This is a genomic window from uncultured Agrococcus sp., from assembly GCF_945915485.1.
Lineage (GTDB): Bacteria > Actinomycetota > Actinomycetes > Actinomycetales > Microbacteriaceae > Agrococcus.
The window spans coordinates 1-20,241 of record NZ_CAMEFJ010000010.1 but is presented as its reverse complement, the minus strand read 5'-3'; the positions used below and the strand labels follow the sequence as shown (position 1 = coordinate 20,241).

Below are 20,241 nucleotides of genomic sequence, written 5' to 3'. Positions count from 1 at the left end.
CAGGACGCCTATTTGGTCAGTAACCGTTTGATCACAATCGCAAGTCGATTCACGACTGATTATGGCGCTACACATAGGCTGAAGCCATGATCCCTGTTATCGAGGTCGAGAACGTCAACAAGCACTATGGCGACTTCCACGCGCTGAAGCACATCGACATGTCGGTCAACAAAGGCGAAGTCGTTGTTGTCATCGGCCCCTCCGGTTCAGGCAAATCAACGCTCTGCCGGTCCATCAACCGTCTCGAGACGATCACCGACGGTGAGATCCGCATCGACGGCAAGGTGCTGCCGAAAGAGGGTAAAGCGCTCGCGAAGCTGCGCGCTGATGTCGGCATGGTCTTCCAGTCGTTCAACCTCTTTGCACACAAGACGATTCTCGAGAACGTCACCATCGGCCCGATGAAGGTCAAGAAGGTCTCCCGTTCGGAGGCCGAGACGGATGCGCGCCGACTGCTCGACCGCGTCGGCGTCGGCCACCAGGCCGAGAAGTATCCCGCCCAGCTCTCCGGAGGGCAGCAGCAGCGCGTCGCCATCGCTCGATCACTTGCGATGAAACCCAAGGCGATGCTCTTCGATGAGCCGACGAGTGCGCTTGACCCCGAAATGATCAACGAGGTACTCGACGTCATGGTCGAGCTGGCGAAAGAGGGCATGACCATGGTCGTGGTCACACACGAAATGGGTTTCGCCCGCAAGGCTGCGGACCGTGTCATTTTCATGTCCGACGGGGAAATTGTGGAAGAGGCCGAGCCGGACGAGTTCTTCACGAATCCGCAGACAGCACGTGCTCAGGACTTCCTCTCGAAGCTGATCACCAATTGAAATGCTTACAAACCGATCCAACAACGAAGGAGTAAATCGATGAAGAAGCGACGCATTACATCGCTCGCTGCAGTCGGTGCGGCCGCCGCGCTCGTACTGGCAGGCTGTGCGGGAGGCGAGGACGACGCACCCGTCGATGTCGCAGATGACGTGCAGCTCGAAGGCTCATCCACGTTCGATGCGATTCAGGAGCGCGGCTCGATCGTCATCGGCGTCAAGGAGGACCAGCCCGGCCTGGGTTACCTGGATGCCGCAACGGGCGAACGCAGCGGCTTCGATGTTGACATCGCACGCTGGATGGCTGCCGAACTCGGTTTCGAAGAGGACCAGATTGAGTACAGCGCGATCCCGTCGGCGAACCGCGAGCAGGAGCTCGTAAACGGCAACATCGACATGTATGTCGGCACCTATTCGATCACCGATGACCGCAAGGAACAGATCGACTTCGCCGGGCCCTACGCCATCACGGGTCAGGGCTTGCTCGTGGGCGCCGACAACGATTCGATCCAGTCGGACTCGGACCTATCCGCTGACGTCACCGTCTGCTCCGCGACGGGCTCGACGCCGATTCAGAACATCCGCGAGAACTACGACGCGGAGCCCGTGGAGTACGACACCTACTCGCAGTGCATCGCGCAGCTCGAGGACGGCAGCGTTGACGCAGTAACCACCGATGAGCTGATCCTGCTCGGTTACGCTGCGCAGTCGCCCGACACGCTGCAGATCGTCGGCGAACCCTTCAGCGAGGAGCTGTACGGCATCGGCATCCCCCAGGGTGACGACGCCTTCCGCGACTTCTTGAATGACGCTCTCGAGAACGGCGGCGACACCTGGACAGAGATCTGGGACAACAACCTTGGCGCTACCGGCATCGAGGGCGAGCAGCCCGCGGTAGACCGCTACTAGGCCGTGTGCGGGGCGGCGTCAGTCGCCCCGCACCACCACCCCTGCATCCTGCACCCTGACCAAATGGAGGCGCGCCGATGGGCGTCATCACCGACAACTTGGATATCTGGATTCCGGCTCTATTGGGCACGCTCCGGATATTCTTCTTCGGCTTAATCATCGCGCTCGTACTCGGCTTCATCGTCGGCGCGATGCGCGTCTCTCCTGTGCCAATTGCACGTGTAATGGGCAGTGCGTACGTCAACTTTGTCCGGAACACCCCGCTGACGCTGATGTTCTTCATCTTCGCGTTCGCGGTACCACCATTGATCGGTTACAACAACCGCGAGGTCTTGGGCATTCTCGCGATCGGCCTGTACACGGCAACATACGTGGCGGAGACAGTGAGAAGCGGTATCAATACGGTTCCCGTTGGCCAGGCGGAAGCCGCCCGAGCCGTGGGCATGAGCTTCGGGCAGGTCATGACGCACATCGTGCTTCCGCAGGCCGGCCGTAGCGTCATCCCGCCCATGATGAGCGTCATTATCGCGTTCCTGAAGAACACGACGGTGGCAGCCGGATTCTCCATCATCAACCTGGGGATGATGCGCAGCTACATGTCCGAGCGTGGCGAGAACATGATGGTCGTTTTGCTCTGGGTGGCCGCGATCTTCGTGGTGCTGGTATTCATTCTCGGGGCAATCCAGAACTTCCTTGAGAAGAAACTGAAGGTGGCACGATGAGCAGCGCATCCGTTCTCTACGACGTACCCGGCCCCAAGGCGATTCTTCGCAATAGGGCCCTGGGCGTAGCGGTCGTCGTCATCGTCGTGGCGCTGCTTGCGTTCATCATCTACCGACTGTTCGCCACGGGGCAGTTCACCTACGAAAAGTGGCAAGCCTTTACATACCCGTATGTCTGGTCGCAGATCGGCTTGGCCGTCCTCCGGACACTCGGAGCCTTCGCCGTAGCAGCAGTGGGATCGCTCGCATTCGGATTTCTCCTCGCGTACGCCCGCCTGAGCTCGAACAAGCTTGTGCGACTGCCGGCTGCCGCTGTCACGGAAGTGCTCCGTGCCGTACCCGTGCTGGTGATGATGATGCTGCTGTACTACGGCTTCGGCTCCATCCAAGGCATATCGATGTCCTCGTTCGCCGCCGTCGTCATCGCCCTCGTCGTCTACAACGGGTCCGTCCTCGCGGAGGTGTTCCGCGCCGGCGTCGAGTCGCTGCCGAAGGGACAGGCCGAGGCGGGTTACTCGATCGGCATGCGAGCCTCGCAGGTCATGAACTTGATCCTCATGCCGCAGGCGATCCGTTCCATGCTGCCGGTCATCATCGCTCAGCTGGTCGTCGCGCTGAAGGACACCGCACTCGGATTCATCATCACGTACAACGAGTTGCTCTACTACGTGCGGTTCCTGATGTCGCAGGAGACGCTCGGCCGCCCCATCATCCCAGCGGTGATCGTAGGTGGCACGATCTACATCATTCTCTGTGCTCTGCTGTCGTGGTTCGCCACATGGGTGCAGAAGCGCACGAGTCGGTCGCCCAAGGTCAAGGTCGCCGAGACGCACCACCCCGGCAACCCCGGCGACCAGACGACGACCCAGCTCATGGCGCAGCAGGATGCTCCCGAAGAACTGCAGCGGCACATCGATAAGAATGCCCCGCCGCGGACCGGTGGTCACGGCTTCTGATCCCGCGCTAGCCACACCCGAGCCTCGTTGGGTGCGAAAAACTTCGAAGAATGACCATCATTCTTCGAAGTTTTTCGCACCCTGTGGGGGGAGAGGTTGTGTGGATCGGTAAGATGAGTAGTCGTGTCAACATTCACTCTCGCCGAACAGGTCGAGGCTGCCGTAGACCAGGCGCTGCAAGACATCGCAGCGGCCACCACGAGCGCGCAGCTTCAGCAAGCCAAAGCAGATCACAACGGGCCGAGCTCAACGCTCGCGAAGCTCAACGCCTCGCTCAAGGATCTCGCACCCGAGTTCCGTAAAGAAGCGGGCGCGACGATCGGCGGCGGGCGAAAGCGAGTGGGGCAGGCGCTCTCGGAGCGCACCGGGAGCGTTGCCGTCGCGGAGGCCCGTGCGAAGCTCGAAGAGGAGCGCATCGACGTCACGGCATTGCCCCAGCGCAGACAGCTGGGCGCCCGACACCCGCTGACGATGCTCCAAGACGAAATGTCGGACGTCTTCGTCGGCATGGGCTGGGAGATCGCGGAGGGCCCGCAGGTCGAGCACGAGTGGTTCAACTTCGATGCGCTCAACGTCGACCCCGACCACCCTGCTCGAAGCGAATCCGATACGTTCTACGTCGAGCCCGGAGGCAGCCACCTTGTGCTGCGCACGCAGACGAGCCCCGTGCAGATCCGTTCACTGCTCACGAGAGACCTCCCCGTCTACATCGTGTCGCCGGGTCGCGTGTTCCGTACCGATGACATCGACGCGACGCACCTGCCGGTGTTCACGCAGATCGAGGGCCTCGCCATCGACCGCAACCTGACGATGGCGCACCTCCGCGGCACGCTCGAGCACTTGGCGAGGGCGATGTTCGGAGCCGACGCGCGCATCCGACTGCGGAACAACCACTTCCCGTTCACCGAGCCGAGCGCCGAGATGGATGTCTGGCACCCGGGTATGCGGGGCGGACCCCGTTGGGTCGAGTGGGGCGGCTCCGGGATGGTCAACCCGAACGTGCTGCGTGCTGCGGGCGTCGACCCGGAGGAGTATCAGGGCTTCGCGTTCGGCATGGGAATCGAACGTACGCTGCAGTTCAGGTACCTTCTGCCTGACATGCGCGACATGATCGAGGGCGACGTGCGCTTCTCTCAGCAGTTCGGGATGGTGATTTAGATGCGTATTCCTCTTGACTGGCTCGCCGACTACGTTGCGCTGCCGGAGGACGTTACGCCCGAGCATGTGCTCGAGGCGCTCGTGAGCGTCGGGTTGGAAGACGAGGCGATTCACCGCACGGAGATCAGCGGACCCTTGACGGTCGGCAGAGTGCTGTCGTTCGACGACGAACCGCAGAAGAACGGCAAGATCATCCGCTGGGTGCAGGTCGATGTCGGGGAGGAAGAGCCCCGAGGTATCGTCTGCGGTGCTTCGAACTTCGCGGTCGACGACCTCGTCGCCGTCGCGCTGCCTGGCACGGTGCTGCCGGGCGGATTCGAGATCTCGGCCCGCAAGACCTACGGTCACATCTCCGACGGCATGATGGCCTCCGCCAGCGAACTGGGCATCGGCGATGACCACGACGGCATCCTGCGGCTGCAGGAACTCGGCTACTCGGCCGAGCCCGGGGGTGATGCGCGCAGTCTGCTGGGGCTCGACGGCGTCGCCGTTGAGGTCGCGGTCACGACCGATCGCGGCTACGCGCTCAGCCTGCGCGGCATTGCGCGGGAGTACGCGAACGCAACCGGCGCGAAATTCAACGACCCGGCGCTCATCGAGACCAGAGCGGGAGAGGGATTCCCACTCGCGCTCGCCGATGACGCCCCGATTCGCGGGCACGTCGGCTGCGCCCGATTCATCGCGAGGGCGGTTCGCGGTATCGATGTACACGCGCCGACGCCACGCTGGATGGCGCAACGGCTCACGCTCGCGGGCATGCGGCCCATCTCGATCGCGGTCGACATCACGAACTACGTCATGCTCGAACTCGGCCAGCCGCTGCACGCCTACGACCTCGACCGCCTCACCGGCGGCATCACGGTGCGCCGTGCGCATCCGGGTGAGACGATCGTCACGCTCGACGACACGGAACGCAAGCTCGATAGGGAAGACCTCTTGATCACGGATGACGCCGGGCCCATCGGTATCGCCGGTGTCATGGGTGGTGCGAGCACCGAGGTTACGGATGCGACGAACGATGTGCTGATTGAAGCCGCGTGGTTCGACCCCGTCACGATCGGCCGTTCGGCCCGGAGGCACCGGCTGCACAGCGAGGCGTCGAAGCGTTTCGCGCGCGGTGTCGACACGGCGCTGCAGGAGGCGGCGGCCGAACGTGCCGTGCAACTGCTCGTCGAACTCGCGGGAGGGACAGCCGACTCGTACGGTGCCACCGTCGAGCAGGATGTGCCGGTCGTCGGCACGATCGCGTTGCGTCGCGGCAAGGCTGCACGCGTCATGGGCATCGGCTACACCGATGAAGAGCAGCGCACCGCGCTGCAGGCGATCGGCGCAGACGTGCGCGAAACGGAGGACGGCTGGTCCGTCACACCGCCGACCTGGCGGCCCGATCTCGACGATGAGATCCATCTTGTCGAGGAGATCGGTCGTATCGTCGGTTTCGACCGCATCGGCTCAGAGCTGCCGGTACCGCCGCCAGGGCGCGGGTACACCCGAGCCCAGCGCACCGTGAGGGACACCGCGAACGCACTCGCGGCAGCGGGAGCAACCGAGGTATTGGTCTCACCCTTCATGTCGGAGCGACAGATCGGCATGACCGGCGAGCGCGCAGTCGAACTCACGAACGCGCTGGATGCCGAACGCCGCTGGCTGCGCACCGCGCTCATCCCCGGGCTCGTGGAAACGCTTGCCCGCAACGTTGCACGAGGGCTGGTGGATGCCGCCGTCTTCGAGCTCGGCACCGTCTTCGTCGAGCAGGGCGAGCACGGCACAACCGAGTTGCCGAGCGCCGCATCCCGCCCGGATGACGCGACGTTGGCATCCCTCGACAACCTGCCGCTGCAGGACCGCCACGTCGCGATCGCGCTGACGGGCAATCGCCTGAGGAAGCAGCCGGGTCAGAGCGCAGAGCACTACGACCTCGCCGACGCCCTCGACTTCGCACGCGTCGCGGCTTCGGCTGCGGGGCTCGAGATCGAGGTGCGCCAGGGTTCGCGGGGCTGGACGCATCCCGGTCGCACTGCCGACATCCTCGTCGCAGGCGAAGTCATCGGTTACGCGGCAGAGCTGCTGCCCTCGGTCGCGAAGGAGCATTCGCTCGAGCGAGTCGTCGTCGCTGAATTGAACCTCGAGCGCCTCGTGCAGCTGCGTCGCACGACGCTGGAGCCCGCCGTGATAGCGGGCGTGCCGGCCGCGACGCAGGATCTCTCGTTGACCGTGCAGCAGGATGTTCCTGCAGATGAGGTGCTGCGCACGGTTGCCGAGGGCGCGGGTTCGTTGCTGGAGAACATCCGGCTCGTCGACGACTACCGTGGTGCCGGGCTCTCCGATGGGGAGAAATCGCTGACGTTCGCGCTGCGATTCCGGGCGCCCGACCGCACGCTGAAGGCGGAAGAGGCGAGCGAGGCGAAAATGGCAGGCGTCGCCAGCGCCGAAGACAAGTTCGGCGCGAAGCTTCGCGCTTAGGAGGGGTCGTGTTTACAGTTGCTGTCGCAGGGGCGAGCGGATACGCAGGGGGTGAGCTGCTGCGGCTGCTCGCAGCGCATCCCGAATTCGAAGTCGCCACGGTCACCGCGCACTCGAACGCGGGTGAACCGCTGGCGCAATTGCACCCGAACCTCCGATCGTTTTCGCACCTGACGCTGCAGGAGACGACGCCGGAGCGCCTGCTCGGTCACGACGTCGTCTTCCTTGCGCTGCCGCACGGACAATCCGCCGCGATAACGGAAGCTATCGGCGACGATGCGCTCGTGATCGACTGCGGAGCCGACCATCGACTCGAGCACCCGGAAGATTGGCGCGAGTACTACGGCACCGAGCCCGCCGAACCCTGGACATACGGGATGCCCGAGCTCGAGACCACGGACGGCAAGCAGAGAAGACTGTTGCGCAGTTCGACGCGCATCGCAGTGCCGGGCTGCAACGCGACGGCGGTCACACTCGCGATGGCCCCCGGTGTCGCGAACGGCCTGGTCGACACAGGCCGCATCGTCGCATCCCTCGCAGTCGGTCCGAGCGGGGCGGGACGCGCGGCGAAGGTCGATCTGCTCGCGTCCGAGCTGCTGGGCAACGCGCGCCCCTACGCCACGACGGGGCACCGGCACGTGCCCGAGATCAAGCAGAACTGGGCGAGAGTTGCTGCCGAGGGCGTGTCCTCGAACGACATCGGGCTCACGTTCACGCCCGTCCTCGTCCCCATGGCACGTGGCATCCTGGCGACCGTCGTCGCACCGCTCGTCGACGGTGAAACGAGCGAGGAGATCCACTCGGTGTGGAGGAGCGCCTTCGACGGCGAAGACTTCGTCGAAGTGCTGCCGAAGGGGCAGCTGCCGCAGGTCGCCGACGTCGTCGGCTCGAACACCGCGCTGATCGGTGTAACGGTCGACGAGCGGGCCGGTACGGTCATCGCCGTGTGCGCACTCGACAACCTCGGCAAGGGAACCGCGGGTGCCGCCGTGCAGTCGGCGAACATCGCGCTGGGCCTCGAAGAAGATCTGGGGCTCTCCAGAAACGGCGTCGCGCCGTGAGCGTCACGACGCCTTCCGGGTTCACAGCCCAGGGTGCCGCGGCAGGATTCAAGAGCACCGGCGCACGTGATCTCGCGCTGGTCGTGAACAACGGGCCCCTGGATGTCGCGGCTGCGGTGTTCACGGCGAACCGCGCGAAAGCGGCACCCGTGCTGTTCAGCGAACGGGTCGTCGCCGATGGTCGCGCTCGCGCGGTCGTGCTCAACTCGGGAGGCGCGAACTGCTTCACGGGTGAGCAGGGCAGCAGCGTCACGGAGCGCACCGCGCAGCTGACCGCCGAGGCGATCGGGGCCGAATCGCGAGACGTCGTGGTCTGCTCGACCGGCCTGATCGGCGAGCAACTCCCGGTTGAACGTTTCGAAGCGGCCGTTCCGGCCCTCGCCGCGGAGCTGGCCGATACGGATGCAGCGGGTATTGCCGCGGCTGAAGCGATTATGACGACCGACACGGTGCCGAAGACCGCTGTCTATCGTGGAGCCGGCTGGAGCGTCGGCGGTATGGCGAAGGGCGCAGGGATGCTCGCACCGGGCCTTGCGACGATGCTCGTGGTACTCACAACCGACGCCGTCGCGGACGCAGCCGAACTGGATGCGGCGCTACGGGCATCCACCCGGGTCACGTTCGACCGACTCGACTCCGACGGGTGCATGTCGACGAACGACACCGTCGTGCTGCTCGCGAGCGGAGCGTCGGATCAGACGCCGGGGTCGGCGGCGCTGCAGGAAGCGGTGACGGCCGTGTGCGCCGACCTCGCCCGGCAGCTGCTGCACGATGCGGAAGGCGCGAGTCACGACATCGAGATCGAAGTCGTCGGCGCCGTCTCGGAAGACGAAGCCGTCGAAGTCGGCCGTTCGTGCGCTCGCTCGAATCTGCTCATGACCGCCATCTTCGGCAACGACCCGAACTGGGGGCGCGTGCTCGCCGCGATCGGAACAACGTCCGCGAGCTTCGACCCCTACGACGTCGACGTAACGTTCAACGGCGTCCGACTCTGCACGAAGGGCGGCCCCGACCGGCCCCGCGAAGAGTGCGACCTGACGCCGCGGCGCACGCACATCCTCATCGACCTGCACGCCGGCGAGCGCGCAGCAACCATTCTGACGAACGATTTGACGCACGACTATGTCCACGAAAACTCCGCGTACTCCAGTTAGCCGCGACGTCGCACGAGCCAAGGCGATAACGCTCATCGAGTCGCTTCCGTGGCTCGAGCGATTCCGCGGCGCGATCATGGTGTTCAAATACGGCGGCAACGCAATGCTGACGCCCGAGCTGCAGCGTGCGTTCGCGGAGGATGTCGTCTACCTCAGACACGTCGGCATCAAACCCGTCGTGGTGCACGGGGGCGGACCGCAGATCACGACTGCGCTCGAGCGCTGGGGTGTCGAGAGCGAGTTCCGCGGTGGATATCGTGTTACGAGCCGCGAGGCGATGGATGTCGTGCGCATGGTGCTGACGGGGCAGGTCTCGCGCGAACTCGTGTCGCTCATCAACAGTCGCGGGCCGTACGCGGCGTCGGCCTCCGGCGAAGACGCCGGTCTCTTCACCGGTGTACGGAAACGCGTCGAGATCGACGGCGACACGGTCGATCTCGGCCACGTCGGCGACATCGTCGGAGTCGACCCGACGCCGGTGCAACGACTGCTGGATGCCGACCTGATTCCCGTCGTGTCATCCATCGCTCCCGACCGCGACCGGCCGGGCGATTCTCTCAACGTGAACGCGGATGCCGCGGCCGCAGCACTCGCGGTCGCTCTCGGCGCTGAGAAGCTCGTGATCCTGACCGACATCGAGGGGCTGTACGGCGACTGGCCGAACCGCGACTCGCTGATCTCGAGCCTGGACGCCGACGAGCTCGAGCGGATGCTGCCCAAGCTCGAGTCGGGCATGATCCCGAAGATGCGTGCCTGCCTGGACGCCGTACGCGGCGGTGTCGCGAAAGCCGCGATCATCGACGGCCGCGAAGAGCACTCCATGCTGCTCGAGATCTTCACCGACGAGGGCCAGGGGACGGAAGTCATCGCATAGCCGTTGCGCACGGTGCGCTCGCGCGAGAACCTCGTTTTTGAACGGCATCTCGCGCGCTTGCAGGCTATGTATCCATAGATGCAAAATCAGGCCTTGATTTTCTAAATAATTCGCTTAGTGTATACATTAACGATTCTCTGCACGAGCGAATCACTGAGGAGGTCCGATGCGCGCCGGCGAAAAGACCTACCGGATCCTCCGAGACGAAATCCTCGAGGGGAAGCTGCGGCCCGGCACCGTGCTCGCAGAAGTCGAGCAGTCGAACCGTCTGCAGGTGAGCCGCACGCCAATACGACAGGCGCTCTCGCGCCTTGTCGCAGACGGATTGGTGACAGCCCAGTCGCCGCGGATGCTCGTCGTCACCGACATGGACGCTGATCGGGTCCGTGCGCTGTACGAGCTGCGGCATGCGCTCGAATCGCATGCCGCGGCGCTCGCGGCCCGTCGCGGCAGTTCCGCTCCGTTCGAGCTATTGCAGCGTAACCTGCTGGCGGCACCCGAACTGCTGGCCGACAGCGAAGGCGGGCTCCGTCGCTATTTCGAGATCGTCGACGCACTGGACGCGGCGATCGACGAAGCAGCGCAGAACTCCTATCTCTCCTCTGCCCTCGCGAGTGTCCGGCTGCACTCCGCGCGCATCCGACGCCTCTCGCAGCACGACGCCGATCGTTTGCGCAGCGCGGCAGAAGAGCACCTCCTGGTCGTCGAAGCGATTCTCGAACGCGACCCGGAGCTGGCGGCCCACGCCACCCACATCCATCTCCGCCGCAGCCTCACGAGCGCGCTCGCGCGACTTGAGTCGCACACGGCGGAGTCGTCATCCCAGCGCACCTGATTGCGCAACGTCTCCGAAAGGGTCAGAATGCAACACCACAACGTTCGTGTCCACCGATCAGAAGAGAACCTTGCTCGTGAAGACCAGCTCGCCTGGAAACTCGCAGCCATCGCGACCGATCCTGTCGCCGTCACCGATGAGGTGGTCGACATGGTCATCAACCGCATCATCGACAATGCGGCGGTCGCGGCGGCCTCACTGAACAGGGCGCCGATCGTTGCGGCCCGGGGCCAAGCGCAGGCGCATCCCGTCTCCTCGGGCGGCGAGGGCGCTACCGTGTTCGGCCTGCGCGCGGATGACCGCACGAGCCCCGAATGGGCGGCCTGGGTCAACGGAGTTGCTGTTCGGGAGCTCGACTACCACGACACCTTCCTCGCGGCCGACTACTCGCATCCCGGCGACAATATCCCCGCCATTCTCGCCGTTGCCCAGCACCGCGCGACGGCCAACGGTCTGAGCGGCCAAGATGTCGTGCGTGCGATCGCCACCGCCTACGAGGTGCAGGTCGACCTCGTGAAGGCGATCTGCCTGCACGAGCACAAGATCGATCACGTCGCGCACCTCGGCCCCGCGGCCGCGGCCGGGCTCGGCACGCTGCTGGGGCTCAGCACCGAGACCGTCTTCCAGGCCATCGGCCAGGCGCTCCACACCACGACCGCGACGCGTCAGTCGCGCAAGGGAGAAATCTCGACATGGAAGGCGCACGCTCCCGCGTTCGCAGGCAAGATGGCCGTTGAATCGGTCGACCGCGCAATGCGAGGGCAGACCAGCCCGACGCCCATTTACGAGGGCGAAGACGGCGTGATCGCCTGGCTGCTCGACGGGCCGGACGCGTCCTATGAAGTGCCGCTGCCGGAAGCCGGGGAAGCCAAGCGGGCGATCCTCGACACCTACACGAAGGAGCACTCGGCCGAGTACCAGGCGCAGGCCTGGATCGACCTGGCGCGCAAGCTGCATCGCGAGCACCCGGAACTGGTCGAACGGCCGGAGCGGGTCGCATCCATCGTCATCCACACTTCGCACCACACGCACTACGTCATCGGCTCCGGTGCCGGCGACCCGCAGAAATACGACCCGAAGGCATCGAGAGAGACGCTCGACCATTCGATCCCGTTTATCTTCACGGTTGCTCTGCAGGACGGGTCGTGGCACCACGTCGACTCCTACTCGCCGGAACGCGCTGGGCGAGCGGACACAGTGGAGCTCTGGCAGAAGGTCACGACCGTCGAGGATCCGGAGTGGACGCGTCGTTATCACTCGCTCGACATCGGCGAGAAGGCATTCGGGGGTGCCGTCGTGATCACGCTTGAGGACGGCACGGAGATCCGCGATGAGATCGCCGTCGCGGATGCGCACCCGCTGGGTGCTCGCCCGTTCGCTCGCGACCAGTACATCGAGAAATTCAGGACGCTCGCCGAGGGCGTGCTCGAGCCCGCCGAGATCGACCGGTTCCTCGAAGTCGTGCAGCGCCTGCCCGAGCTCGACGCGAGCGAACTCGCAGAACTCACCATCACGGCCGCTCCCGGCTCGCTCGCGAAAAGCCAGAACAACGGCCTGTTCTAGAACACGGAAGGGGCACCACCGTGCTGTACACCACGACGACCGCCACACGGAAGCGAGAACTGCTCCGCACTCGGCTGAAAGGGGGAGAGCTGCTGCGATTCCCGGGTGCATTCAATCCGCTTTCCGCCCGTCTCATCGAGCAGAAAGGGTTCGAAGGGGTCTACATTTCCGGCGCCGTGCTCTCCGCCGATCTCGGGCTTCCCGACATCGGCCTGACGACCCAGACCGAAGTCGCAGCCCGCGGGCGGCAGATCGCGCGAGTCACCGACCTCCCGGCGATCATCGATGCCGACACCGGATTCGGCGAGCCGATGAACGTCGCGAGAACCGTGCAAGAGTTCGAGGACGCGGGTCTTGCGGGATGCCATATAGAGGATCAGATCAACCCGAAGCGCTGCGGCCACCTCGACGGCAAGCAGGTCGTTGATGAGCAGACCGCGATCAAACGCATCCGCGCGGCCGTCGACGCACGTCGAGACGAGAATTTCCTCATCGTGGCACGCACGGACGTCCGGGCCGCCGAAGGGCTTGACGCGGCACTCGAGCGGGCAAAACAGCTCGTCGACGCGGGAGCCGACGCAGTGTTCCCGGAGGCCATGCGCACGCTCGATGAATTCGAAGCGATGCGAAAAGCTGTCGAAGTCCCGCTGCTGGCCAACATGACGGAGTTCGGCAAGAGCGACCTGTTCTCTGTCGAGCAACTCCGGGACGTCGGCATGAACATGGTCATCTGGCCGGTGTCCATGCTCCGCATGGCGATGGGAGCTACGGAGCGCGCGCTGGATGCGTTGCTGGATGCAGGGCACCTGCGCGACAAGCTGGATGAAATGCAGCACCGCGCAGACCTCTACGAACTCATCGACTACGAGTCGTACAACCACTTCGACACATCGGTGTTCAACTTCCGAGTCGAACGATAATCGCCGCAGGAGGAGAGAGTCATGAAAGCAGAACAACAGGAAATCTTCAAGGGTCTCGCTGACGTTCCCGACGAGTACACCGCTGTCGTGCGCTCGCCGACGAGTTCATCGAGCGCAAGGGCATCCACCCGAACCTCGATTGCCCTGCTGGGCCCACGTACTTCCTGATGGGCTTCGACATTCCCACGTTCACACCGCTGTTCGTAGCTTCGCGGGTCACAGGGTGGGCAGCGCACATTCTCGAGCAGAACGCGGCGAACGCGCTCATCCGCCCGCCCTCGATCTACACCGGCGAAGAACGCCACGTGCGGTGGTAGGGAGCGCTCCGGTTGCGCGGAGACATCGCGTAGATTGACAGTCATGAATCGCATCGACGTGCTGCTGTTCGACGGCTTCGAACTGCTCGACGTATTCGGGCCCGTCGAACTCTTCTCGCTGGCAGATGGCTTCGAGTGCGTTTTCCACGCCGTCGTCCCCGGGCCGATACGTAGCTCACAGGGCGTCGAAGTCGTAGCCCCCAACTCCCTGAACGCGCTCGAGGAGCCCGACATCCTGCTGGTTCCCGGCGGGATGGGCACGCGCGCGCTGGTGTCCGACGCGGACTTCCTCGGCGAGCTGGTTCGCCTGGCTGGTCTCGCGCGGATGGCGACCAGCGTGTGCACGGGGAGCGCGTTGCTCGCAGCAGCTGGCATCCTCGACGGGCACAGAGCGACATCGAACAAACTGGCCTTCGACTGGGCGACGGGATTCGGCGAGCGCGTCGAATGGGATGCCAGAGCACGGTGGGTCGAGGACGATCGCGTCTGGACGTCATCGGGCATCTCCGCGGGCATCGACATGGCACACGCCCTCATTCGGCATCTGGCCGGTGACGCCGTCGCGGCGGAAGCAGCGCGCCGGGGTGAACTCATCGTGCAGACCGACGCCGATGCCGACCCGTTCGTCGCTGACGGCCGCTCCTAAGTTCTTCGTGCGATGCCGTCGTTCGAACATCGCCCCTCCCGGGCGGAGGGCCCAAAAATCGGTCTATGTCGGCGGCCAACGCCGTATATAGCCATGGCACTCAGCACAGACCGATGTTTTGGCCCCAGCGCAGCACGGTTTCGTGTGTCGGGAGCTGTGAGCATAAGCTTGTTGCATGACGCGCCACTTCCTCCGCGATGACGATCTCAGCCCCGACGAGCAGCGTCAGGTCATCGACCGCGCGATAGCGATGAAGCGCGATCGCTTCGCAGAGCGCCCGCTCGAGGGTCCGCAGACTGTCGCTGTCATCTTCGACAAGACGTCGACCCGCACCAGGCTTTCGTTCGCGACGGGCATCAGCGAACTGGGTGGCAACCCGCTTATCATCAATCCCGGCGAGAGTCAGCTCGGCGGCAAGGAGTCCGTGGCGGACACCGCGCGAGTGTTCGAGCGGATGCTCGCTGCAGTCGTTTGGCGCACGTACGCGCAGTCGGGGCTGGAGGAGATGGCCGCCGGCACGACCATCCCCGTCGTGAATGCACTGAGCGATGACTTCCACCCCTGCCAGCTTCTCGCCGACCTCGTCACCGTGAAGGAGCACAGGGGAGAACTCGCGGGCCAGAAACTCGCGTTCTTCGGCGACACCGCCAGCAACATGGCGCATTCGTACCTGCTCGCCTGCGCGACCGCCGGGATGCACGTCGTGCTGTCGGGGCCCGCGGACGAGGCGCCGCGCGGCGATATCCTTGCGGACGCACAGCGGATTGCGGCCGATACCGGCGGCAGCGCCGGGTTCACAGTGGATGCGCGCGAAGCGGCAGCCGATGCGGATGTCATCGTGACCGACACCTGGGTGTCTATGGGGCAGGAGTCCGAGAAAGAAGAGCGCCTCCGCAGATTCGAGACCTATCGAGTCGATGTCGAGCTCATGGAGCAGGCTGCTGACGACGCGATCTTCCTGCACTGCCTGCCTGCCTACCGCGGATTCGAGGTGACGGCCGAGGTCATCGACGGCCCGCAATCGGTGATCTGGGACGAAGCGGAGAACCGTCTGCACGCGCAGAAGTCCCTGCTGGCCTGGCTGCTCGAGCAGTAGCGCGCCGCGCTGAAAATGACATTGGAGCGTGAGACGAAGTGGATATTCCACTTTGCCCACCGCTCCGCCGCAGTTTTCAGCGTGGCGAACGAATCAAGTATGACTTCGTCGCAGCTAGGCTGGCGGAAGCCGCACGACAACGACGATGAGGAGACCAGCGAATGACGCAGCAGGGCACGAACGAAGGCTCGCTCTGGGGCGGACGGTTCGCATCCGGCCCGAGCCCGGAAATGGCCGCGTTGTCAAAGTCGACGCACTTCGACTGGCGCCTTGCGCAGTATGACATCGCCGGTTCGAAAGCGCACGCGACGGCGTTGCACGCGGCCGGGTACCTGAACGATGACGAACTGGTGCGCATGCACGCGGCGCTCGACGAACTCGCGGCGCGAGTGACCGACGAGCGGTTCGTCGCAGCGGACAGCGACGAAGATGTCCACGGTGCGCTCGAGCGCGGGCTGATAGAAGTCGCGGGCGCCGAACTCGGCGGTCGACTCCGCGCCGGCCGCAGCCGCAACGACCAGATTGCAACGCTCATCCGGCTCTGGATGCTCGACGAGTCGGAGCGACTTGGTCGCGGCGTACGCGCGGTCATCGCGGCCCTTGTTGAGCAGGCGATTGCGTATCCGGATGCCCCCATGCCCGGTCGCACGCACCTGCAGCACGCGCAGCCCGTGCTGCTTTCGCACAGCTTGTTGGCGCACGCGTGGCCGCTGCTGCGCAACCTCGAGCGGATGCGCGACTGGCGTACACGCGCATCCGAGTCTCCGTACGGGGGAGGGGCGCTCGCGGGCTCATCGCTTGGCCTCGACCCGGCGCTCGTAGCTGGCGAGCTGGGGCTCGCCTCACCCAGTCGTAACTCGATCGACGCGACGAGCGCGAGAGACGTGACGGCGGAGTTCGCGTATGTCTTGACTCAGATCTCCGTCGACCTGTCGCGCCTCGCCGAAGAAGTGATTTTCTGGGTGACGAGCGAGGTCGGCTATGCGAAGCTGCACGATGGCTTCTCGACGGGGTCGTCGATCATGCCTCAGAAGAAGAACCCCGACATAGCAGAGTTGGCGCGCGGGAAGGCCGGCCGGCTCATCGGCAACCTGACGGGGCTGCTCGCAACGCTCAAGGCGCTCCCGCTCGCGTACAACCGTGACCTGCAGGAGGACAAGGAGCCGGTGTTTGACTCCGTCGACCAGCTCGCGCTCGTGCTGCCGGCGATGGCGGGCATGGTCGCGACGCTCTCGTTCGACACCGAGCGGATGCGCGAACTGGCCCCCCAGGGTTTCTCGCTCGCGACCGACGTCGCGGAGTGGCTCGTGCGCGAGGGCGTGCCGTTCCGGGATGCGCACGAGATCTCCGGGGAACTCGTGCGGTTCTGCGAAGAGCGAGGGCTTGAGCTGCACGAACCGAGCGATCAGGACTATGCAGCGATCAGCAAGCACCTGCTACCCGGCGTGCGCGAGGTACTGACCGTAGACGGTGCGATTTCGAGCCGGAACGGTGTCGGAGGAACAGCGGCATCCGCTGTCGCGGATCAGCTCGAAGCGCTTGAGGCGCGACTCTCGGCTGTTGCGGGCGCATAGCAGAGCAGTGGGTCAAATGCGCCAGAGGTAGGCGGCGGCACCCCAGAGCGCGGCTGTGCCGAGGGATGCGAGCGTGCCGATGATGAAGCGCTCACGCGACTCCGGCTTGTCGAGTTCGCCGAATCGACCGACCGCCTTGACCGCCACGATGACGGCGAGCGCGACGAACAGCCCTGCTCCGATGGCTGCTGTCGTGGCAGCCCGTTCGAGCAAGCCGATGATCCATCCTCCTCGCATTGTGCCCGCCGGGGGAGCGAGCGGCTGGCGACCGCTTTCCAGCGGACTCGTGGGAGGGTCGGCGACTTCGAACGTGAGCTTCACGACGAACCAGCCGTGCGCCCATGACGCCATGACAGCCGTCGTGACGATTCCGACGGCCATCCACTGCGGGACGGGCGGCAGCATCGCGGCGACGACGCACGCGGCGATTGCGATCACGGCGCCGATACCGGCGATCGTGATGAGCCCCGGGAAGGATTTCGCGAAGTTCATGCTTCCACCGTCCCACGGACCTCCGACCCATTCGCGAAGGCGAGCAGCCGTGCCGCGAGCGGGAGGCCCAGCGCTTCGTGACGCAACAGCGCGATGCGCGCTCGCTTCGACGCTGCGCTGACGCTGATGCCCAGCTCTTCTGCTGCTGCCGTGACGCTGCCGAGCTCTGCGACCAGCTCAGCGATGTCACTGCCCGAATCGGTTCGTTTCGAACGGATTCCCTGCAGCAGCGCGAGCCCTGCCTCCGCATCCGCTCCGAGTTCGTCGTCGTCGGCTCGCACGGCGATGCCCCAGGGGAGCGGCTTGGCCGATGTCACCGCCTCGCGCGCGTATTCGAACGCCGCGCCGTGGGAATCCGCGGCGGTTTCGCCGAGGGTCCCTCCGCCGATGCCGATGCCGACGTACCAGGCATCATTGTTCATCTCCAGACTGATCGCTGTTACTGCGGTCGCGCTTTCGCTCACGAACTGCAGCTCGTCGCCTGCGTAGTGCGCGATCGGCAACAGCAGATCGTCGTCGTATTTTTCGCTGAGTTCTCGCATGCGTGATGCTGCGCGACTTCCTGTTCGGCGCGAGCCGCGCTGGTCCGCTGTTATGACGAACACGATGCCTCCCGAGGTGATCACCGACCGCTTGGCGCGGACGGACTGGGTGTCGTCCAGAGACGACACCGTCTTTCACTGAACCCTATACGGTTCACCATCAATCAATCAACCCCTCAGGGTTGTTAACCGGATGCGTGCCGATATGCGTTTCCGACCGCAGGAGCACTACTGTTGTCATCATGCAGATTCCGGCTCCGATTCAGCTCGACCCTGCGTTCGAGAACGTATGGGATGAACTCGTCTGGCGAGGCAGCGTCCACGTGTCAACCGACGAGGACGCTCTGCGCGAGGCGCTGGCCGGAGACCCCATCACCTACTACTGCGGATTCGACCCGACAGCGCCGAGCCTGCACCTTGGCAACCTGGCGCAACTGATCGTGATGCGACGCCTGCAGCTCGCAGGGCATCGACCCCTCGCGCTCGTGGGCGGTTCGACGGGCCTCATCGGTGACCCGAAACCTACGAGTGAACGACAGCTCAATGAGCGCGAAACCGTTGCGGAATGGGTCACGTACCTCGGAAAGCAGATGCTCAGGTTCCTCTCCGACGAGGGCGAGAACGCAGTGCAGCTGGTGAACAATCTCGACTGGACGGCACCCATGTCGACCGTCGACTACCTTCGCGAAATCGGTAAGCACTTCAGGGTCGGCACGATGCTGAAGAAGGATGCCGTCGCCGCCAGGATGGATTCCGACGACGGGATCTCTTACGCGGAGTTCAGCTACCAAGTGCTGCAGGGCCTCGATTTCAGAGAGCTCTTCCTGCGCTACGGATGCACGATGCAGCTCGGCGGCAGCGATCAGTGGGGCAACCTGACCGCCGGCACCGAGCTCATCCGCAAGGCGGAAGGCGTGCACGCGCATGCACTGGGTACGCCGCTGATCACCGACGCTGACGGCAAGAAGTTCGGCAAGAGCGAGGGCAACGCGATCTGGCTCGATGCCAAACTCGCGTCTCCGTACGCCATGTACCAGTTCTGGCTGAACCAGGATGACAAGATCGTCGTCAAGCTGCTCAAAGCGTTCACATTCCTGTCAAGCGCAGAGATCGATGAACTCGCTCGCGCAGTCGAGGAAGAACCGTTCCGACGTGTCGCCCAGAAGCGACTCGCGTTCGAAGTGACGAGCTTCGTGCACGGTACCGAGACGACGCACGAGGCCATCGATGCCTCATCAGCGCTCTTCGGCAGCGGAGATCTTGCAGCACTCAGCGAGGATGCCCTGCGCCAGGCGGTCGAGTCACTCGAAGTCGTCGACGCCTCGCCGGCGACATCGATAGCGGAACTGCTTCGCGACACGCAGCTGGTCACGAGCCTCTCGGAAGCACGAAGGGCATTCCAGCAAGGTGCTGTCTCGGTCAACAACGTGCGCGTTCAGGATGCCGAGGCGACCATCGCCGACCACCTGCTGCACGGTCGCTACGCAGTGCTTCGCCGCGGCAAGAAAACACTCGCGGCCGCGCGAGTCTCCGACTGACGCATCCAGCACGCGGAGCAGTTCCGACTTCGGAGCAGTGAGTGCCTTGCGACATGCCGGGCCCACGGTCGACTCAGCCAACGTTCACGCACGAGACGCGGCGAACACGAAACGCGGCGGACGGCAGAAACCACGGTGCGACAAGTACGAAGTCGGCCCCGCGGCTCCCGAGCACGACGCTCCTGCGCTACCCCGCCTGTGCCGCGGTCTGGGGCTGAGTGGAAGATCATGCGTCTCATTCATTCTTGGGCGGTCGGACACGAGAAGAGTGACCACCGTCAACTCGGTCGAAGCGCCGAGGTTGTCGCAACGAAGCACCTCCGCCCTGTTCGCAGGATGCCTACTGAGCCGGCTTTACGAAACGCCACAATGCCGTTGTTCGGGTATTGCCAGCCGGTGAGTTTGCCGGGAAGAGGATTCGTGAATAGCGGAGTTTGGAGGAACCAATCGGCCGCTCACCCGCACCGCCCGTGGTCGGCGCCTCGGCGTGCACGGCGCGAACGCTGCGCGTCAGCCGCTGCTGCCCAGCACGCAGGGCGTTTCGCTGGCAAGTCTCGGCGGGGTGGGCGAGACGACATCTGGCCGGCGGGACGGCGGCAA

19 protein-coding genes and 1 pseudogene are annotated in these 20,241 nt (G+C 64.6%); 18 read left to right on the top strand and 2 right to left on the bottom strand.

The window, feature by feature from the left end:
- Nucleotides 1-86: 86 nt before the first annotated feature.
- The 17 genes and pseudogenes from Q0O95_RS03435 (at nt 87) to argH (ending at nt 17,069) form a co-directional block, all read left to right on the top strand.
- Nucleotides 87-824, top strand: coding sequence for an amino acid ABC transporter ATP-binding protein (locus Q0O95_RS03435; RefSeq protein ID WP_293695294.1), 738 nt, complete (start codon nt 87-89; stop codon nt 822-824).
- Between the two features lie 39 nt (nt 825-863).
- Nucleotides 864-1,730: a glutamate ABC transporter substrate-binding protein gene (locus tag Q0O95_RS03430; protein ID WP_293695292.1), complete on the top strand. Its 867-nt coding sequence runs from the start codon at nt 864-866 to the stop codon at nt 1,728-1,730.
- Nucleotides 1,731-1,807: 77 nt separating this feature from the next.
- Nucleotides 1,808-2,452, top strand: a complete 645-nt coding sequence (locus tag Q0O95_RS03425) for an amino acid ABC transporter permease (protein ID WP_293695290.1) — start codon at nt 1,808-1,810, stop codon at nt 2,450-2,452.
- Nucleotides 2,449-3,408 carry an amino acid ABC transporter permease gene (locus Q0O95_RS03420; protein ID WP_293695288.1) on the top strand — a complete coding sequence of 320 codons (960 nt, stop codon included), beginning with the start codon at nt 2,449-2,451 and terminating at the stop codon, nt 3,406-3,408. The genes Q0O95_RS03425 and Q0O95_RS03420 overlap by 4 nt, the downstream gene beginning before the upstream one ends.
- A gap of 123 nt (nt 3,409-3,531) precedes the next feature.
- The gene (pheS, locus tag Q0O95_RS03415) at nt 3,532-4,566 is read left to right on the top strand and encodes a phenylalanine--tRNA ligase subunit alpha (RefSeq protein ID WP_293695287.1); all 1,035 of its coding nucleotides are present in this window, start codon (nt 3,532-3,534) and stop codon (nt 4,564-4,566) included.
- Nucleotides 4,567-7,029, top strand: coding sequence for a phenylalanine--tRNA ligase subunit beta (gene pheT, locus Q0O95_RS03410; protein ID WP_293695285.1), 2,463 nt, complete (start codon nt 4,567-4,569; stop codon nt 7,027-7,029).
- An 8-nt stretch (nt 7,030-7,037) separates the two neighbouring features.
- Nucleotides 7,038-8,090, top strand: coding sequence for an N-acetyl-gamma-glutamyl-phosphate reductase (gene argC / locus Q0O95_RS03405; protein WP_293695283.1), 1,053 nt, complete (start codon nt 7,038-7,040; stop codon nt 8,088-8,090).
- The gene (gene argJ, locus Q0O95_RS03400; protein WP_293695281.1) at nt 8,087-9,244 is read left to right on the top strand and encodes a bifunctional glutamate N-acetyltransferase/amino-acid acetyltransferase ArgJ; all 1,158 of its coding nucleotides are present in this window, start codon (nt 8,087-8,089) and stop codon (nt 9,242-9,244) included. Before argC ends, argJ begins: the two co-directional genes overlap by 4 nt.
- The gene (argB, locus tag Q0O95_RS03395) at nt 9,213-10,118 is read left to right on the top strand and encodes an acetylglutamate kinase (protein ID WP_293695279.1); all 906 of its coding nucleotides are present in this window, start codon (nt 9,213-9,215) and stop codon (nt 10,116-10,118) included. Before argJ ends, argB begins: the two co-directional genes overlap by 32 nt.
- A gap of 166 nt (nt 10,119-10,284) precedes the next feature.
- Nucleotides 10,285-10,953 (top strand): GntR family transcriptional regulator, encoded by a 669-nt coding sequence (locus Q0O95_RS03390; protein WP_293695277.1) that lies wholly within the window; start codon nt 10,285-10,287, stop codon nt 10,951-10,953.
- Between the two features lie 27 nt (nt 10,954-10,980).
- Entirely contained in the window at nt 10,981-12,516 is a 1,536-nt protein-coding gene (locus Q0O95_RS03385) for an MmgE/PrpD family protein (RefSeq protein ID WP_293695275.1), read from the top strand.
- Between the two features lie 20 nt (nt 12,517-12,536).
- Nucleotides 12,537-13,436, top strand: coding sequence for a methylisocitrate lyase (prpB, locus tag Q0O95_RS03380; RefSeq protein WP_293695273.1), 900 nt, complete (start codon nt 12,537-12,539; stop codon nt 13,434-13,436).
- A 21-nt stretch (nt 13,437-13,457) separates the two neighbouring features.
- Nucleotides 13,458-13,604, top strand: coding sequence for a hypothetical protein (locus Q0O95_RS03375; protein WP_293695271.1), 147 nt, complete (start codon nt 13,458-13,460; stop codon nt 13,602-13,604).
- Nucleotides 13,538-13,753: pseudogene (locus Q0O95_RS03370) on the top strand (citrate/2-methylcitrate synthase); the annotation flags it as partial. The gene Q0O95_RS03375 and the pseudogene Q0O95_RS03370, both read left to right, overlap by 67 nt.
- Nucleotides 13,754-13,796: 43 nt before the next feature.
- Nucleotides 13,797-14,399 carry a DJ-1/PfpI family protein gene (locus Q0O95_RS03365; protein ID WP_293695269.1) on the top strand — a complete coding sequence of 201 codons (603 nt, stop codon included), beginning with the start codon at nt 13,797-13,799 and terminating at the stop codon, nt 14,397-14,399.
- Between the two features lie 175 nt (nt 14,400-14,574).
- Nucleotides 14,575-15,495, top strand: coding sequence for an ornithine carbamoyltransferase (gene argF, locus Q0O95_RS03360; protein WP_293695267.1), 921 nt, complete (start codon nt 14,575-14,577; stop codon nt 15,493-15,495).
- 161 nt (nt 15,496-15,656) lie between these two features.
- On the top strand, nt 15,657-17,069 hold the full coding sequence (argH, locus tag Q0O95_RS03355; protein WP_293695265.1) for an argininosuccinate lyase: 1,413 nt from the start codon (nt 15,657-15,659) through the stop codon (nt 17,067-17,069).
- A 12-nt stretch (nt 17,070-17,081) separates the two neighbouring features.
- Here the strand turns inward: argH and Q0O95_RS03350 are convergent, their stop codons facing one another.
- Together Q0O95_RS03350 and Q0O95_RS03345 are read right to left on the bottom strand one after the other, a co-directional pair.
- Nucleotides 17,082-17,561 (bottom strand): hypothetical protein, encoded by a 480-nt coding sequence (locus Q0O95_RS03350; RefSeq protein ID WP_293695263.1) that lies wholly within the window; start codon nt 17,559-17,561, stop codon nt 17,082-17,084.
- Nucleotides 17,558-18,232 carry a LysR family transcriptional regulator gene (locus Q0O95_RS03345; RefSeq protein ID WP_293695261.1) on the bottom strand — a complete coding sequence of 225 codons (675 nt, stop codon included), beginning with the start codon at nt 18,230-18,232 and terminating at the stop codon, nt 17,558-17,560. Before Q0O95_RS03345 ends, Q0O95_RS03350 begins: the two co-directional genes overlap by 4 nt.
- A 113-nt stretch (nt 18,233-18,345) precedes the next feature.
- Between Q0O95_RS03345 and tyrS the strand changes: the two genes are divergently transcribed.
- Nucleotides 18,346-19,641, top strand: coding sequence for a tyrosine--tRNA ligase (tyrS, locus tag Q0O95_RS03340; RefSeq protein ID WP_293695259.1), 1,296 nt, complete (start codon nt 18,346-18,348; stop codon nt 19,639-19,641).
- Nucleotides 19,642-20,241 lie beyond the last annotated feature (600 nt).